We start from the raw sequence: 15,405 nt of genomic DNA, 5'->3' as shown, positions 1-15,405 counted from the left end.
ATCACCCCCAGTGATGTGAAGGAAATTTAATGAACAGATTAATGTTTCGTGACGTGAGCGTTCACTCCATCTCTCGGCCGCCTCGCTACCGTGAGCCGGCCTGGGCTCACCAGGCTTATCAAGGAGTGATGTCGATGCGTGCTTTCAGGAAAATGATCGCAGTAGCGGTGTTCGCGCTGGCATGTACCGGTTCGGTGGCGGTGGCAGGACCGGTCGAGCCCTGCGACAAGCCGTGCTGGCGGGCGTATCAGATGTGCCTGGCCAGTGGTGCCGACGCCGGTGAATGCCAGCAGGCGTACAACACCTGCGTGGTCGACCTGTGCATGGGCGTGTGAGTCGCGCCGTTTGAGCCGTGCGTGGGGCCCCGTCACCGACGGGGCTCTTCTGTTTGGGTGCAAGGTCGGGCAGTCTCGACGCGTCCTTTCCAACGGAAGCGTGTCATGGCCGTCAAACGCGTCGTCGCAAACATTGCCACGCCCGATCCATCGCGCGCGGCCGCTTTCTATGGCGAGTTGCTTGGGATGCCGGTGCTGATGGACCACGGCTGGATCATCACCCATGGCGGCCAGGGCAGTGCGCTGGCACAGGTCAGCTTCGCCAGCGAAGGCGGCGCCGGAACCCCGGTGCCGGACCTGTCGATCGAAGTGGACAACCTGCAGGAGGTGCTGGATCGCATGCACGCGGCCGGCATTGCGCTGGAGTACGGCCCCGCCGATGAACCCTGGGGCGTGCGCCGCTTCTTCGTCCGCGACCCGTTCGGGCGGTTGTTGAACATCCTCGCCCACACCTGAGCGGCAGAAAGTCCGTCAGCGCCGTTTGGCACCGGTCGGTTGCACGCCGACCATGCGCAGGCAATCGGCCTGCACGGCGGCGATGAAGGCATCGGCATCCGGTGCCGGTGCAGCGATCAGGTCGTCGGTGGCGCCGTGCACGCCGGCATAGATCAACGATGCGGTGACCTGCGGTGCCGGCAACTGCCACAGGCCGTTGGTGATGCCCGCTTCGAGGATCTCCCGCAGCTGCAGCTGGATCGCATTGCGTTCGGCATTGCCGCGCTGGTGATGGTGGTGGTTGGCGAACACCACATCATGCAGCGCGTGGGTACGCACGTAGAGCTCGATGTTGGCGCGGATCCAGGCACGCAGGCGCGCCACGCCATCATTGGCGGGCTGCTGCTGCACGGCCAGGTCGACCTCCTCCATGAACTGCCGCGTATAGCGCTGCGCCAGCGCCTGCAGGATTTCGGTGCGCGAGGCGAAGTAGGTGTAGAAGGTGCCCTTGGCCACGTCGGCGGCAGCGACGATGTCGCTGATGGTGGTTGCTTCCACGCCCTGCGACAGGAACAGCGCCTGCGCGGCGTCCATCAGTTCTTCCTGGCGGGTTTCGGCGGGCTTGGTGCGGGGCCTGGCGACAGCTGGGGTCTGCATGGTGGGCGTGATCCGGGTGCGGCGGCCACCATTCTAGCTGCCCTGTGCAGGCGACTGACCGTCAGTCATTGACCGACGGTCAGTCAGTGGCTACGATGCGCGCACATCCTCCGCGGGATCCGTACATGCATCGCTTCCAACGGCCGGCCCTGGTGCTGGCGGCCTATCTCGGCACGTTCCTCGCCTCGCTGGACATCAGCATCGTCAACGTCGCCCTGCCGACCCTGCAGCTGGCATTGCGGACCGACATGGCCGGCCTGCAGTGGGTGATCAACGCCTATGCGATCGCGCTGTCAGCGCTGATGCTGTCGGCCGGTCCGCTCGGTGACCGCTATGGCCATCGGCGGATGTGGCTGCTCAGCGTGGCGACCTTCACCCTGGGCTCGTTGCTCTGCGCCTGCGCCGGCAGCCTGTCGATGCTGGTGGTCGGGCGCGCGGTGCAGGGCGTCGCGGGTGCGCTGTTGATTCCCAGCGCGATGCCGATCCTCAGTCATGCATTTCCTGATCCGCGCCAGCGCGCGCGCGCGATCGGTGGCTGGTCGGCGTTCAGTGCGCTGGCCCTGGTACTGGGACCCATGCTCGGTGGCGTGCTGGTGCAGCGTGCCGGTTGGCCGAGCATCTTCCTGATCAACCTGCCGCTGGGCCTGCTGGCGCTCGTGCTGGGGGCCTGGGCCATTCCAGAACGGCGGCATCCGCAGCACGCTGCACTGGATCCGGCCGGGCAGATGCTCAGCATCGTTGCCCTGGGCGCGCTCAGCTACGGCCTGATCGCGATCGGCGAACACGGACTGATGGTGCCAGGGACACTGCTGGCCCTGGGTATCGCCATTGCCGGGCTGATGGCGTTTGGCGTCGTCGAACGTCGTGTGGCGCGCCCTCTGCTGCCCTTGGACCTGTTCGCCAGCCGGCGCTTCGGCATGCTCAACCTGGCTTCGTTCGTGCTGGGCTTCACCGCCTATGCCAGCCTGTTCTTCCTCTCGCTGTTCTTCCAGCAGGCACAGGGCCATGAGGCGGTGCTGGCGGGGACGCAGCTGGTCCCGCAGTTCCTGCTGATGGGCGCGGTGTCGCTGCTGTTCGGCCGGCTGGTCACCCATATCGGCCTGGCCACCGCACTGGTGTTGGGCTATGTCCTGACCGGGGTGGCGCTGTTGGCGATGACGACGTTCGAACCGGATACGTCGCAGGGGCGCGCCAATGCGCTGCTGATGCTGCTTGGGGTTGGAATGGGCCTGGCGGTGCCGGCCACCGGCATGGCGGTCATGGCCAGCGTACCGCCCGAGCGCGCGGGTATTGCCTCGGCCACGATGAACGCATTGCGCCAAGCTGGCATGAGCCTGGGAATCGCTTTGCTGGGCAGCCTGATGAGTGTGCGCGCGGTGCAGCAGTTCGCCAGCTCCGCGCGAGCCGCAGGGCAGTCAGGGGTAGCCGAGCAGGCGCGCGCGCTGATCCTGCGGCCCACCTCGATGGTGTCCACGCCGCAGATACTGGCCTGGTACCGCAGCGCGATGGCCAGTGGCTTCGGCTGGGCGATGGCCGTGGCGGGTGCCATGGCGCTGCTGGCGGCCATCGGCCTGCATCGGCGGCGGTTGCAGGCCTGACTACGGGCTACTCATCCTTGCTGACGCTTCGGGTCATCTGCCGTTGTCGTGGACTCGCTTTGCTGCTGCTGCCGCGTATTGGCGTGGCGCGCATGCCCGCCTTCGCGACCGATCGCAGCCATGTGCTGTCGATCACGGCTGATCGCTTCGCCGCCTTTGCGACCTGCGACGCGCGCTTCAGCGGGACTGAACTCATGTGCGTTGCCGGACGCATGCGCAGCGCGTCCACCCTTGGCAGCGATCTCACGCTGCTTGCCCTGGTCCATCGAGGCGAAACCCCGACTGGAGGTGCCGTGTTGCTGGTCAGCCATGTGACGTCTCCCGTTGCGTGGGCGTCGCCGCAGTCGGCGACGGTGCCCATCCTTGGGCATGGCACGCTAAGTCCAGGTCGCCATTCTCGAGGCCACCTTCACCTGGCCTGCGCATCCGGTTGACGGCGATGGCCATTCAGGCTGGCGCCGCCCGGGCTGCGGCCAGAGCCATACCGCCGACGATGGCTGCAATTGTCTCCACGTCGGCTGCCGCTGCCGTTTCTCCAAGCCGCGCCTGCAGGGCGCCGTGCGAGACAGCAAAGACGATCGCCTGGCCGAGCAGTGCGTGGGTACGCAGCACCGTCTCCATGCTGGATGCATCGGCGCCTCGAAGATGAGCGACGCATTCGGCCAATGCCGCATGCAGAGGCCCGAACAGCTCATGGTGGACACGGGCGAACGCGGCCGTCGGCTGGATCTGCTCGCGGGCCAGCAACAGGGTCCGCGCACTTGCATCGGGTGCAGCCAGCAGCGCGTGCACGAATGCCCGCATCAGCCGCTGCAGCTGCTGTGCGGCCTGGCGTGGACCGGCGGGTGGTACCGCGGGCAGCGGCAGCTGTTCAGCGATGGCCTGTGCGGCGCGCCTGAGTACGGCGGCATACAGTTCCAGCTTGCCGCCGAAGTGGTAGGGAATGGCGGATTGGCTGCAGCCTGCAATATCCACCAGTTGACGGGTGCGCACGCCTTCCACTCCCAGTGCACTGAACAACTGCAGTCCAGCCTGCAGCAACCGGGTCCGGGTCTGTTCGCTGCGTGTCTCAGCCGCCCGCCGTCGCGCCGGTGTCTGCAGGTGCGCGATGAACTCAGGCATCGGCCTGCATCAACCAGGTGGAGTTGTCGTTGAGGGCTACGCCGGCGTGCTCGCCGACGATGACCGTGCCGCCGATGTTGGCCATGTGCCGGCCGAACGCGCAGTTGGGTTCGAAGGCGAAGCACATGCCGGCCTGCAACGGGAGCTCGCGCCCCACCGTCGGCAGTGGCGTGATGTGCGCATAGCGCGCGGCCTCCGGCAACACCTCGATGCCTGGCGCACGGCCGAAGCCAACGGGCCCGTAGGGATTGAGGCTGTGGACCAGCGGGTGCACATGCCAGCCTCCTGCTTCCAGCAGCGGTGCTTCCATCGCATCGACGACATCGCCGAAGGTGTTGCCCACACGCAGTGTGGACAGGCCGGCTTCATAGCTGGTCCGTGCCACGGAAGCGGCGCGATGGATGTCATCGTGTACTTCGCCGATCGCGACGGCAGCCTGATGCTGCGTTTCCATCAGCCCATACAGCGCGAAGATCTCCGACAGCACCAGGTCGCCATCGCGCAGCACGCGCGGCGCCTGTGCACGGTACTGCCAGGCGGGCGGCCCCCAGCCGACATACTCGGGCCCGGAGCCAAGCAGTACTTCGGCGGTGTAGCCGCCCAGCGCGAAGCAGGTGGCGGTGACTGCGGCGACCAGCTCGGCTTCGGAGGCCCCCGGGCGGGCGGTGGCGCGTAGTGCCTCGCTCATGGATTCGCCGATCCAGGCAGCATGAGCGATCAGTGCCAGTTCTTCCTGGCTCTTCACCGAGGCGCGCTGGAAGAACGCACGGTAGACCGGTACGAACTGCGCCGCCGGTACTGCGGCCTGCATGCCCTGCAGGGTGCGGGCAGGCATGGCACCATCGAAGTAGAACGGCGGGTATGGTTCCAGCCCGAGCACGCCGATACGGGCGTTGTGCAGGCCACAGTGCTGCAGCCAGCGGCCGACTTCCTGACCGGACTTTCCTACCCACAGCTGCTCGGGCGCGATCCATTGCAGGTCGCCGCGCAGGCCGGCCTGGAGGTGGTCGGCGATCATCAACGAGGCGAAGGTGAATACCCGTGGCGGCTCGTCGCCGACGAATACCACGATCGAGCCTGGGCGATCGTTGGTGAAATAGCAGTCCGGGGAAAAGCCGGCGGGGGCGGCGGCTTCCCGATCGCCATGCACGACCAGCGCATCGAGCTGCTCACTGGCCATGATGTCGCGGGCCAGGGCCCAGCGGCGGTTGCGTTCGTCCAGGCTCAGTGGTGCCGGTGGCGTGCGCATGAGAGGAACTCCAAGGGGAAGGTGCGCGCAGGCTCGATCACGCAGCTGAATGAATCAACCGCTTGAAATGGCGTTGGGCGCGCGCTGCCGCGGGCGCAGCGGAAGTAGGCGATTGCGCAGCCGTGCCGGTGATCGCGGCGGGGTGCCGGCCGCTGTTGCTAGGATGGGCAACGACGCCACTCACTTGGCCACGACAGGGACGTACAGAATGAACAGGATTGGATTGATCGTATTGCTCGCATGTGCCGCGCCGGCCCATGCAGGCAGTAACCTTTTGACCGGCAGCTTCGTCCACGTTGGCTATTCGGCCAGCGATGAGCAGCTGCCGGCCGCGCAGTTGCCGCTGTTCCTGGACGAGCTGCAGGACCTGGGCAACGACACGATCATCCTCGGCCAGACCCGTGCCACGCGCGCTGGCGTGGGATGCGCCAGCGGCGCGCAGGATTTCGAATGGATCGCTGGATTCCCCGGCAAACTCGGCACAGTGCTCGATGCTGCGGCGGCGCGCGGCATGGAGGTCGTGGTCGGCACCACCTACAGCTCGGGGCAATGCGCCACCTTCTGGCAGGGCCAGAACGCGACGGCGGTGGCGCAGGATGCAGCGCAGTCGCTGGCCCAGCTGGGCCAGCAGTACGGTTCGCATCCGGCCTTCGCGGGTTGGTACATCACCGATGAGCCTGCACAGGTACCTGCCGACCGCGCGTCCTTCTACCGCGCGATCGTTGCTGCCCTCAAAGCCAGTACGCCATCCAGGCCAGTGATGGTCGCGCCCTACCTGGCGTCATCCAGCATCGATCCGGCCAATGTGGCCAGCGCTGCGGCGAAGTTCCGCACGGCCACCGGCGTGGACGTGCAGATATGGCAGGACGGCATCGGTGCGGCCTCGCATGCCAGGTTGTTCCAGTGGGATCGTCCGGGACATTCCACCGAGGCGTATTACCAGGCGCTGTCGGCGGCGCTGGGTGCCAGCGGTCTGTGGGCTGACATCGAACTGTTCAACCATGGCAGTCCGTTGTTCCTGGATACCGGCAACGGGCTGTCCGGCGCCTACCGGTCTGCCTCGGTGCAGCGCATCAACCAGCAGTTGTGGAGTGCACGTTCGGCTGGCAAGCGCGTTGCCTGGCTCAGCCAGTTCCACATGTCCGAGGTGGTTGGCCCTGGCCAGGGCCATGCCGAAGCGCCACGGATGATGAACACTTACCGCGGGTTGTACGGCCTGGGTGCCTCATACGTCGTCGATCCGGTGCATACCACCTACAGCTACAGCGTGGCGCCGGATGCGAACTATCCCGACAGCACAGGCCACGAGCTGTTCGATCGCCGGGTTGGCGACCCGCGCAATCCGATGGATGCCGGCTGGGTGGGCGTGCATGGCAACGTCGCCATCACCATCGATCTTGGCCAGCGCCGGCGGGTGGACTGGATCGGCCTGCATACGATGACCCGCCCGGGGTGGGGCATCGTCACGCCGACAGCCGTGGAGGTGATGTGTGCCGAGCCGGGCGCCGCCGCCGTGAAGATCGGCATGCTGTCGGCGCCATTCACCCAGGCCGGGCTGAGCGGTTCGACCGAAGAGGAATACGTGCTGGGCAACGCTGCGCCGCTGGCCGCGCAGTGCCGCACGCTGGAGCTTCGGTGGGCCAATGGCAGCTGGACCTTCCTCAGTGAGATCGAGATGGCGGCGGAGCAGTAAGCGCGTCAGCGCACGCGCCCATCGCGCAGGCGCTGCGCGAAGGGCCGCTGCTCAAGCGCTTGCAGTGTGTCGCGGAGCACCTGCTCCAACGACTGCCCGAGATCGATGTCCAGGCTGCGTGCCGCGCGCGCCGTCGCCTGCCACTGCGCCTGCAGCGCCGGCAGCGCCTGCAGTGCATGCGGGCTCAGCTGCAGGATGCGCTCGCGGCTGTCTTCGCCAACGGCGGAGTGCAGCCAGCCGTCGCGCACCATCGCTGAAACCGTCTGGCTGAGTGCGGAATGGCTGAGCCCGCAGGCCAGTGCCAGGTCCTTGATCCGGCAGGGCCCCTGCGCCACCAGCGTGCGCAGTACCGGGGTGTAGCGGGGTCGGTAGTCCAGTTGCAGATCGCGATAGGCCTGCTCGACGGCCGGGTCAAGCTGATCGAGCAGGGCACGCAGCAGGGTGCCCAGGGTGGCATGTTGGAGATCCATGGTCGCGATGATATATAAGCACTTACATATCATCAATGCGGGGTGGGGCATGGCGGTTTCGTGGATGCTTGGCGCACTGCTTGCAGCCTCCTGCCCGGCACAGGATGCGGTGCTGCAGGCGGCGGCCACGGCGATACAGGCGCAGTACCTGGACGCGGTGGAAGGTGCCCGCATCGCCGATGCCCTGCGTGGTTGGTCGAACGAACAGCGCTACGCCGATACCTGTGCGGATCCGAAGGCCTTCAGCGCGCGCCTGAACCAGGACCTGGACGTATTCGATGGCCATTTCCACGTCGAGCGGGTGGATGCCCACGCCGGACAGGACGACTGGCTGATGGCCTGGCGCGCCGACGCCCGCGCCAACGGTGCCGGCGTGCGCGAGGTGAAGGTGCTGGAGGGCAATATCGGTTACCTGCGGCTGAGTACCTTCTATCCGCTCGATCTGGCCCGTCCGAAGCTGGAGGCTGCCTTCACCCTGCTGGCCGACACCGATGGCCTGGTGCTGGACCTGCGCCAGAACGGCGGTGGTGATGACGGCAGCGCCGACCTGCTGGTGCGTACCTTGCTGGAGGCGAACATCACCCAGGTGCAGGCACTGGATCAGCGTGGCCGACGTACGCCGGTGCCGTTGCCACCGGCGAGCCTGCCGGCGTACCTGAAGCCGCTGGTGGTACTGATCGACCGCCGTACCGGCTCGGCTGCCGAATACGTCGCCTATTCGTTGCAGGCGCTGGGTCGCGCGCGCATTGTTGGCAGCCGCAGTGGCGGTGCCGCACATATGTTCGATGATCCTGTGCTGCTGCCGGATGGCTATCAGATCAGCATTCCGGACCGGCAACCAATCAATCTCCGTACCGGCGGCAACTGGGAACGCGCCGGGGTCACGCCTGATGTCGCCGGCGGAGACGATCCACTGTTCGTCGCACGGCAGTTGCTGGCCACGTCGACATCGTCAAGATGAACGCACAATTGCAACCGTGCCCTATCGCAGACGACATGCGGCGTGCCTAGAATCGAAACATCCCGGTAGTTCCCGGGCGCTTCGAGTGAATGGACTCAATGAAGATTCTGTTGACCGGCAGTTCCGGGCGGATCGGGCGTGCGATCTTCGGCGCCCTGGCCGCTGCCCATGAAGTGGTGGGGCTGGATCGCAGCCCGTTCGCAACGACGCGCATCATCGCCGATGTCACCGATCATCAGGCGGTCGTACGCGCGGTGCAGGGTGTCGACGCGGTGATCCACACCGCCGCCCTGCATGCGCCGCACGTGGGCCTGGTGCCGGATGCAGTGTTCCAGCAGATCAACGTGGATGCGACCCGGCACCTGTTGGCGGCGGCCCGGGAGGCCGGTGCCCGTCGCTTCGTGCTGACCAGTACCACCGCGCTGTACGGCCATGCGGTGGTGGCTGGTGGGTGCCGCTGGATCGATGAAGACACCGAGCCGCTGCCACGCACCATCTACCACCGCAGCAAGCTGCAGGCTGAGGCGCTGGCCGAAGCGGCGGCGAGCGCGGACTTCAGTGTGCGTGTACTGCGCATGGGTCGCTGCTTTCCGGAGCCGCCCGAGCGTATGGCGATGTTCCGCCTGCATCGCGGCATCGACGCACGGGATGTCGCCAGTGCGCATGCCGCGCTGCTGCACGATGAGGGCGCTGCCTTCGCGCGCTACATTGCCTGCGCACCCACACCGTTCCTGCGCGAGGATTGCCTTGAGCTGGCGACCCAACCGCGCAGGGTGCTGGCCCGGCGTGCGCCGCAGTTGCTGGCCGAGTTCGAACGCCGCGGCTGGCCGTTGCCGCTGAGCATCGACCGCGTCTACGACAGCGCCCGCATCCGCAGCCTGCTGGGCTGGCAACCGCGCTTCGGCCCCGATGACGTGCTGCAGCAGTATGCCGTCGGCAGCATCGAGGTGTTGCCGAGGGCGCAGTGGATCAAGGACCGCGTGGCCGAGTGAGGCGGCAGCTGACAGCTTGCTGAGCTGTTCCTGAGTGCGTTCAGGAATGTGCGGGCGGGCCACCTCAACCTCGTTGGCGGGCGGCCGCTAACCCGGTGCGCTTCCTGCGCTGGGTCCGGCCCGGCGACCGGTGGCCTGCGCGATGGATCGCGCGCCTGCGCGGTGCCCTCGCGGTGCCGGTCGTCCTGAACTGCCTTGCGGATCCTTCCATGCCTTCTTCCCGCTCCGTCGCCGCCCGCCGCCCGGGCAGCATCGCCCACAAGCTGATGCTCGGCACCGCCGTGATCGCGCTGCTGTGCTTCGGCCTGACCGCGTTCCTGATCTATCGCCAGGCCAGCGCCAGCCTGGTCAATGCCTCGCGCCAGACCATGGCCAGCGAAGCCACCGCCGAGGCACGCCAGGTCGCGGCCGACCTTGGCACGGCTTTCGCCAGCAACGATGCCATGGTCGAGGCCGTGCTGGCCCAGCGTGCGCGTGGTGACGCGCCCGACCGCGCCAGCCTGGCCGCCGTGCTCGGCGAACAGCTGCGTACCCATCCTGAATGGCTGGGCAAGAGCACCATGTGGGAAGCCGATGCGTTTGATGGCAAGGATGCCGAATTCGTCGACACCGAGGCGCACGATGCCACCGGTCGTTACATGAGCTACTGGGCCTGGCACGATGGCAAGCCGCAGCAGTCGACGATGACCGACTACACCGAGACCGCCAGCGGCTCCGGCGACTGGTACATGGTGCCCAGCCGCGACAAGCTGGCGAAGGTGAGCGAGCCTTATGCCTATGACATCGGCGGCCAGCAGGTGCTGATGAGCACGCTGAGCACGCCGATCGTCGAAAACGGTACGTTCCTCGGCGTGTTTACCGTCGACTTCTCGCTGGCCGCGCTGCAGAAGCACCTCGCCACGCTGACGCCGATGGGCGCCGGCCGCGTCGAGCTGCTCTCACCCCATGGCGTGGTGCTGGCCTCGGCCAATGCCGCTGAAATCGGCAAGCCGCGCAGCGATGCACTGACCCGCAGCATGCTGGCCGACATCGCCGCCGACCGTCGCTTCGAAGCTTTCACCCCGGACGCGGCCGGCAACGTGCGTGTGTACGTGCCGCTGCGCGTGGGCGATGCCCCGCAGCGCTTCGCGCTGGGCGTGGTGATGCCGCATGCGGTGATCGTGGCAGAGGCGCGCCAGCTGCTGTGGCTGACCCTGCTGGTCGGTGTGGTGGCCGCATTGACCCTTAGCGCAGGTGTCTACGTCCTGCTGCGCCGGTTGGCGATCCGCCCGCTGGCCGAAGCGGTGCGCGTGGCCTCTGACGTCGCCGCCGGCAAGCTGGACAGTGCGCTGCCCACGCGCAGCAATGACGAAGTGGGGCGCCTGCTGGAGGCGATGCAGGGCATGCGCGGCCAGCTGCAGTCGGTGATGGCCGCGCAGTCCGAAATGGCGCGTCGCCACGATGCCGGCGAGCTCAGCTACCGCATGGACGCTTCTGCGTTCCCGGGCGAGTACGGCCGCATGGTGGCCGACAGCAACCAGCTGGTGGCCTCCAGCAATGCGGTCACCCAGCGCCTGGTCGAGGTGATGCAGCGCTACGCAGTGGGCGACCTCAGCGTGGACATGGAAGCATTGCCGGGCGAGAAGTCAGTGTTCAGCGCCGCGATGGCCACCACCAAGAGCAATCTGGCGGCGATCAACGATCAGATCCAGCAGCTGGCTGCTGCAGCCGCTGCCGGTGACTTCGCGGTGCGCGGCGACGCCCTGCGCTTCGACCACGATTTCCGCCGCATGGTCGAAACCCTCAACACCATGATGGAGGTCAGCGACCACAACCTGGCCGAGCTGTCGACGCTGCTGCGCGCGATCGCCGCTGGTGACCTCAGCGCGCGCATGCAGGGCGACTTCCACGGCGTGTTCGCAGTGATGCGCGACGATGCCAACAGTACCGTGCAGCAGCTGACCCGGATCGTCGGCCAGATCCAGCAGTCGGCCGCCAGCATCCGCCTGGCCGCCGGTGAGATTGCCGCCGGCAACAGTGACCTGTCGCGTCGCACCGAGCAGCAGGCCGCCAACCTGGAAGAAACCGCCGCTTCGATGGAAGAACTGACCTCCACCGTGCGCCAAAATGCCGACCACGCGCTTCAGGCCAACACCCTGGCCGGCTCCGCAGCAGGTGTCGCCAGTGAGGGTGGGCAGGTGGTCAGCCAGGTGGTGCAGACCATGGAACAGATCGAGGCCTCCTCGCAGCGCATTGCCGAGATCATTTCGGTGATCGATGGCATCGCGTTCCAGACCAATATCCTGGCACTGAACGCGGCAGTGGAAGCGGCGCGCGCCGGTGAGCAGGGCCGTGGCTTCGCCGTGGTCGCCAGCGAAGTGCGTGCGTTGGCCCAGCGCTCGGCAGGCGCGGCCAAGGAGATCAAGGAGCTGATCGACGTCTCGGTGGCACAGGTCGGTGCCGGTGCGCAGCTGGTGCACGGTGCGGGCCGCACCATGCAGGAAATCGTCGGCCAGGTCGGTCGAGTGAACGAGATCATGGCCGAGATCTCGGCGGCGTCACGCGAGCAGTCGGCGGGCATCGAGCAGGTCAACCAGACCGTAGTGCAGATGGACGAGACCACCCAGCAGAACGCTGCGCTGGTGGAGGAAGCCAGTGCTGCTGCACGCGCGATGGAAGAGCAGGCCGAACAGCTGGCGGTGGCAGTATCGCGCTTCCGTCTGCAGGCCGAGCCGGTAGCCGTGGCACGCTACGCGGCCTGAGCCACAGCCCGCACAAATGAGGACGCCCGGCAAAGGCCGGGCGTCCTTGTTTCAGCTTGCTGGCATGCCGGAACCGGGTCCGGCAACCGCAATCGCTCAGAACATGCCTTCGAAGGGGTTCCAGCTGGCTTTGCCCTTCACCTGCTCCAGGTAGTAGCTGTAGTTGGTGCTGGCGGCGACCAGGAAGTTCATGGCAATGAACAGTGGACGCGCGACGACGTCCGGCAGGAACAGGGAGACGATGCCCAGCACGATGCCGATGCCGATCACCACCAGCGCCTTGCGCCACATGCCCAGGATGAGCAGGTAGATGAAGCCGAAGAAGAACGCGAAGAAATTGATGTTGATCTTCAGGCGGTCGCCGAAGGAGAGCGCCTTCCAGGCCTGCTTGAATCCCGGCTCTTTGGGAGCGCCGTGCCGCTGGAAGAAGTTGAAGCGGAACTGCCACTTCGGGCTGAAGCGGGTGAGGTCGACTGCGTTCATTGACGATTACGTCCTTGTAGGAAAACGATTACATGATACGAGGCCGCCGGTTCAGGAAACTACCCTTGGCCGTCAAAAATGTGACGCGTCCGGCATGTATGGGCCTGCGGCGGGGCGCCGCACCGTCACCCACCCGCCTTGTTTTTAGGATAGGGTGCGCAGTTCCGCCGCCGCCCCAGCTGGATCCGGGCATCGGCGGGATGTCCATGGAGGTTGCATGACCACACCTGCTACACCGGAAAACGCACCGGGACCGGTGCTCCTGCCGACACCTGAAGTGGTGCAGGCACAACAACTGCTCGCACGCCAGCAACTGGCGGTGGCAATGGACCGTGCGCGCACGGCGGCCACGCAGAACGCGGCACCGGCCGCGCTGGAAAGCGAGTAACCCGCAACACCGCCGATCGCGCTGGCCAGCCGCCAGCGCGATCGCGGCGCGCGTCGCCGGTCAGAAGCGCGCGGTCATGCTCAGGAAGTAGCTGCGCCCGGCCACGAAGTAGTCGGTGGAGCCCTCCGCGTACAGCTTCTTGTCGGCCAGGTTGCTGACGCCACCACGCAGGGTCAGTACCTCGTTGACGTTCCAGGCGGCGGTCAGGTCATACAGGGTGTAGGCCTTGAGGAAGGTCGTCGCCGTGCCGGTCTGCTTGCCGGTGTACTGCGCCGACAGGCTGCTGGAGAACGTCGTGTTGGGCGTCCAGTCCAGCGACGAGTAGCCCGAGAACTCCGGGGTATCGATCAGGTTCCTGCCGGTGGTCAGGTTCTTGGCTTCCTTCATCCAGGTCGCCGAGGTGCGCCAGCGCCAGTGCTCGCCGAAGCGGAAGTTCAGGTTGCCTTCCATGCCGCTGGTACGCGCGCGCTGCACGTTGCTCATGCGCGTCCACCAGATGCCGTTGAACTTGCCCAGCGGTGCGTATTCGATCTTGTTCCTGAAGTCAGTATGGAAGTAGGTCAGGCCGGCATCGACCAGGTCGTTGTCGAAGCTGATGCCGATCTCGCGGTTGGTGCTGGTTTCCGGATCCAGGTCCGGGTTGCCGGCCATGTAGCAGCCGCCGCGGGTATAGCCCAGCGGGATCAGCGAGGTGCAGCCACGGCCGCCGGACTGGGTGGCAGCGCTGGGCGAGTTCTCGGTCAGGCTGGGCGCACGGAAGCCCTTGGAGACGCCACCGCGGATCGTCCACTGTTCGGCCGGATGCCAGACCAGGTACGCACGTGGGCTGACGTGGCCGCCGAACTTCTCATGGTGGTCCAGGCGCGCGCCCAGGGTCAGGGCCAGCGTGCGGTGCAGCTTCAGCTCGTCCTCGACGAACAGCGCCCAGGTATCCACCTGCAGGTCGGAGCCGTTGACCGCGTTGCCGGCGTAGTCGATCGGCGCGCGGCCGATGGTATCGGTGTTGGTCAGTTCCTGGCGCTTCCACTGGCCACCCACGGCGAACTGGTGTTCAACGCCCAGGGTGAACGGTGTGGTCAGGCTGCCTTCGATGATCGTGTCGGTCGCCTCGGAGCGGCCGGTGGCGCCGATGTCATTCTTGTACTCGGTCCAGTACGCGCTGATCTTCGAGTTGCCGAAGCTCCACTTGCCATCGTGGTTGAGCGCCAGCGAACTGCGCTTGAGTTCACTGGCACCCCAGGCGCCTTCGTCCTGCTTTTCCAGCGAGGCATCGATGAAGGACTGCTGCACGCCGTGGCCGGCTTCCAGCGACAGTTCCTGCGCGTCGCTGAGCTTCCACTGCAGCAGTGCGTCGACATTGCGGTCCTTCTCGCCGGCATAGGCATTGCCGTAGACGCCGCCATTGGACTGGTCCGAATCGCGGCGCATGCTGTTTGCACCGATGCGCAGGCCGAAACGCTCGCCGAGCGGGCCGGAGAAGGTCGCGCCGATCTGCTGGGTGTCGCCGCGCTTGCCGTCACCCGGGCGGGTGTAGCTGTGGGTGGCGCTGCCGTTCCATTCGTCGCCGATGCGGCGGGTGATGATGTTGATCACGCCGCCCATGGCGTCGGAGCCGTACAGCGACGACATCGGCCCGCGGACCACTTCGATGCGCTCGATCTGGTCGGGCGAGATCCAGTTCAGATCCTGGCGGCCCAGATCGGGGCGATAGTTGGTCGAGGCCGAACTGCCCATCCGCTTGCCGTCCACCAGCACCAGCGTGTAGTTGGACGGCATGCCGCGCAGCTTGATCTTGGACTGCTCGCCAACGGCGCTGAGGCCACCGGTCACGCCCGGAACGCGGCTGAGCAGGGTGGCCAGGTCATGCACCGGCTGGCGCGCGATGTCCTCGCGGCTGATCACGCTGATGCTGGCCGGGGCATCCTTGATCCATTGCTGGTTGCCCGAGGCGGTGACCACCACGGTATCCAGGTCCTTGGTGGAGGCATCGGCGCTGGCTTCGGCGGCGGCCAGGCCGGGCAGGGCTAGCAGGCAGGCGGCAGACAGGGCAGTGGCCAGGCGGGTACGCGACAGGCGCGCGCTACGGAGGTGGGACGACAGGGACATGACGGCTTCCATCGGAGGAGGGAGACCCGGTGGAAGCAGCAGGCGCACGCAGACAGCAGGCAGCCCCCTTCCATGGGTCGTTGGGCGCGCGGATTGGACCGGCGCAGCTGGGTGGGTCTCGACCGTGTGAGGACGGTGACCTGCCTGGTTAATGAAATGATAACCGTTCGCGTTT

Annotated in this window: 15 protein-coding genes; 8 read left to right on the top strand and 7 right to left on the bottom strand. The window is 66.6% G+C overall.

Going from position 1 to position 15,405, the window contains the following annotated elements:
* Positions 1-134 precede the first annotated feature (134 nt).
* Together AC3ITW_RS19535 and AC3ITW_RS19530 are read left to right on the top strand one after the other, a co-directional pair.
* Positions 135-335: a hypothetical protein gene (locus AC3ITW_RS19535; RefSeq protein ID WP_006395502.1), complete on the top strand. Its 201-nt coding sequence runs from the start codon at positions 135-137 to the stop codon at positions 333-335.
* A gap of 105 nt (positions 336-440) precedes the next feature.
* Positions 441-791 carry a VOC family protein gene (locus tag AC3ITW_RS19530; RefSeq protein WP_006395500.1) on the top strand — a complete coding sequence of 117 codons (351 nt, stop codon included), beginning with the start codon at positions 441-443 and terminating at the stop codon, positions 789-791.
* A gap of 15 nt (positions 792-806) precedes the next feature.
* On the opposite strand, the gene AC3ITW_RS19525 is transcribed toward AC3ITW_RS19530, so the two are convergent.
* The gene (locus AC3ITW_RS19525) at positions 807-1,427 is read right to left on the bottom strand and encodes a TetR/AcrR family transcriptional regulator (RefSeq protein ID WP_100435288.1); all 621 of its coding nucleotides are present in this window, start codon (positions 1,425-1,427) and stop codon (positions 807-809) included.
* 125 nt (positions 1,428-1,552) lie between these two features.
* On the opposite strand from AC3ITW_RS19525, the gene AC3ITW_RS19520 reads away from it, so the two are divergent.
* Positions 1,553-3,025, top strand: a complete 1,473-nt coding sequence (locus AC3ITW_RS19520) for an MFS transporter (RefSeq protein ID WP_100435287.1) — start codon at positions 1,553-1,555, stop codon at positions 3,023-3,025.
* 11 nt (positions 3,026-3,036) lie between these two features.
* On the opposite strand, the gene AC3ITW_RS19515 is transcribed toward AC3ITW_RS19520, so the two are convergent.
* The 3 genes from AC3ITW_RS19515 to AC3ITW_RS19505 all read right to left on the bottom strand — a co-directional run bounded on the left by AC3ITW_RS19515 (position 3,037) and on the right by AC3ITW_RS19505 (position 5,396).
* The gene (locus AC3ITW_RS19515; protein WP_006395495.1) at positions 3,037-3,336 is read right to left on the bottom strand and encodes a KGG domain-containing protein; all 300 of its coding nucleotides are present in this window, start codon (positions 3,334-3,336) and stop codon (positions 3,037-3,039) included.
* Positions 3,337-3,472: 136 nt separating this feature from the next.
* Positions 3,473-4,147, bottom strand: a complete 675-nt coding sequence (locus AC3ITW_RS19510) for a CerR family C-terminal domain-containing protein (RefSeq protein WP_006395489.1) — start codon at positions 4,145-4,147, stop codon at positions 3,473-3,475.
* Positions 4,140-5,396, bottom strand: a complete 1,257-nt coding sequence (locus tag AC3ITW_RS19505; protein WP_100435286.1) for a M24 family metallopeptidase — start codon at positions 5,394-5,396, stop codon at positions 4,140-4,142. The genes AC3ITW_RS19510 and AC3ITW_RS19505 overlap by 8 nt, the downstream gene beginning before the upstream one ends.
* Before the next feature lie 274 nt (positions 5,397-5,670).
* On the opposite strand from AC3ITW_RS19505, the gene AC3ITW_RS19500 reads away from it, so the two are divergent.
* Positions 5,671-7,089: a DUF4434 domain-containing protein gene (locus tag AC3ITW_RS19500; protein WP_229298158.1), complete on the top strand. Its 1,419-nt coding sequence runs from the start codon at positions 5,671-5,673 to the stop codon at positions 7,087-7,089.
* A gap of 5 nt (positions 7,090-7,094) precedes the next feature.
* Here AC3ITW_RS19500 and AC3ITW_RS19495 read toward each other — a convergent pair whose 3' ends face one another.
* Positions 7,095-7,559, bottom strand: a complete 465-nt coding sequence (locus tag AC3ITW_RS19495) for a MarR family winged helix-turn-helix transcriptional regulator (protein ID WP_006395482.1) — start codon at positions 7,557-7,559, stop codon at positions 7,095-7,097.
* 49 nt (positions 7,560-7,608) lie between these two features.
* On the opposite strand from AC3ITW_RS19495, the gene AC3ITW_RS19490 reads away from it, so the two are divergent.
* The 3 genes from AC3ITW_RS19490 to AC3ITW_RS19480 all read left to right on the top strand — a co-directional run bounded on the left by AC3ITW_RS19490 (position 7,609) and on the right by AC3ITW_RS19480 (position 12,253).
* Complete coding sequence (locus AC3ITW_RS19490) at positions 7,609-8,520, top strand: S41 family peptidase (RefSeq protein ID WP_100435285.1); 912 nt, start codon at positions 7,609-7,611, stop codon at positions 8,518-8,520.
* Between the two features lie 98 nt (positions 8,521-8,618).
* Positions 8,619-9,512, top strand: coding sequence for an NAD-dependent epimerase/dehydratase family protein (locus AC3ITW_RS19485; RefSeq protein WP_006395443.1), 894 nt, complete (start codon positions 8,619-8,621; stop codon positions 9,510-9,512).
* Positions 9,513-9,721: 209 nt separating this feature from the next.
* Positions 9,722-12,253 (top strand): methyl-accepting chemotaxis protein, encoded by a 2,532-nt coding sequence (locus AC3ITW_RS19480; RefSeq protein WP_100435284.1) that lies wholly within the window; start codon positions 9,722-9,724, stop codon positions 12,251-12,253.
* 96 nt (positions 12,254-12,349) lie between these two features.
* Here AC3ITW_RS19480 and AC3ITW_RS19475 read toward each other — a convergent pair whose 3' ends face one another.
* The gene (locus AC3ITW_RS19475; RefSeq protein WP_489389842.1) at positions 12,350-12,736 is read right to left on the bottom strand and encodes a DUF2628 domain-containing protein; all 387 of its coding nucleotides are present in this window, start codon (positions 12,734-12,736) and stop codon (positions 12,350-12,352) included.
* Between the two features lie 217 nt (positions 12,737-12,953).
* On the opposite strand from AC3ITW_RS19475, the gene AC3ITW_RS19470 reads away from it, so the two are divergent.
* Positions 12,954-13,124 carry a hypothetical protein gene (locus AC3ITW_RS19470; protein WP_169050326.1) on the top strand — a complete coding sequence of 57 codons (171 nt, stop codon included), beginning with the start codon at positions 12,954-12,956 and terminating at the stop codon, positions 13,122-13,124.
* 60 nt (positions 13,125-13,184) lie between these two features.
* On the opposite strand, the gene AC3ITW_RS19465 is transcribed toward AC3ITW_RS19470, so the two are convergent.
* On the bottom strand, positions 13,185-15,230 hold the full coding sequence (locus tag AC3ITW_RS19465) for a TonB-dependent receptor domain-containing protein (protein ID WP_065724627.1): 2,046 nt from the start codon (positions 15,228-15,230) through the stop codon (positions 13,185-13,187).
* Between the last annotated feature and the right edge of the window lie 175 nt (positions 15,231-15,405).

Source organism: Stenotrophomonas sp. KH_052, assembly GCF_057838755.1.
Note: the sequence above shows the minus strand (reverse complement) of the source record. Positions and strands in the feature narration are given on the sequence as shown.

Coding starts and splice junctions, on each gene's coding strand:
- AC3ITW_RS19525 (WP_100435288.1), bottom strand. CDS start 1,427: ATGCAGACCCCAGCTGTCGCCAGGCCCCGCACCAAGCCCGCCGAAACC.
- AC3ITW_RS19530 (WP_006395500.1), top strand. CDS start 441: ATGGCCGTCAAACGCGTCGTCGCAAACATTGCCACGCCCGATCCATCG.
- AC3ITW_RS19505 (WP_100435286.1), bottom strand. CDS start 5,396: ATGCGCACGCCACCGGCACCACTGAGCCTGGACGAACGCAACCGCCGC.
- AC3ITW_RS19485 (WP_006395443.1), top strand. CDS start 8,619: ATGAAGATTCTGTTGACCGGCAGTTCCGGGCGGATCGGGCGTGCGATC.
- AC3ITW_RS19475 (WP_489389842.1), bottom strand. CDS start 12,736: ATGAACGCAGTCGACCTCACCCGCTTCAGCCCGAAGTGGCAGTTCCGC.
- AC3ITW_RS19510 (WP_006395489.1), bottom strand. CDS start 4,147: ATGCCTGAGTTCATCGCGCACCTGCAGACACCGGCGCGACGGCGGGCG.
- AC3ITW_RS19480 (WP_100435284.1), top strand. CDS start 9,722: ATGCCTTCTTCCCGCTCCGTCGCCGCCCGCCGCCCGGGCAGCATCGCC.
- AC3ITW_RS19515 (WP_006395495.1), bottom strand. CDS start 3,336: ATGGCTGACCAGCAACACGGCACCTCCAGTCGGGGTTTCGCCTCGATG.
- AC3ITW_RS19470 (WP_169050326.1), top strand. CDS start 12,954: ATGACCACACCTGCTACACCGGAAAACGCACCGGGACCGGTGCTCCTG.
- AC3ITW_RS19490 (WP_100435285.1), top strand. CDS start 7,609: ATGGCGGTTTCGTGGATGCTTGGCGCACTGCTTGCAGCCTCCTGCCCG.
- AC3ITW_RS19465 (WP_065724627.1), bottom strand. CDS start 15,230: ATGTCCCTGTCGTCCCACCTCCGTAGCGCGCGCCTGTCGCGTACCCGC.
- AC3ITW_RS19520 (WP_100435287.1), top strand. CDS start 1,553: ATGCATCGCTTCCAACGGCCGGCCCTGGTGCTGGCGGCCTATCTCGGC.
- AC3ITW_RS19495 (WP_006395482.1), bottom strand. CDS start 7,559: ATGGATCTCCAACATGCCACCCTGGGCACCCTGCTGCGTGCCCTGCTC.
- AC3ITW_RS19535 (WP_006395502.1), top strand. CDS start 135: ATGCGTGCTTTCAGGAAAATGATCGCAGTAGCGGTGTTCGCGCTGGCA.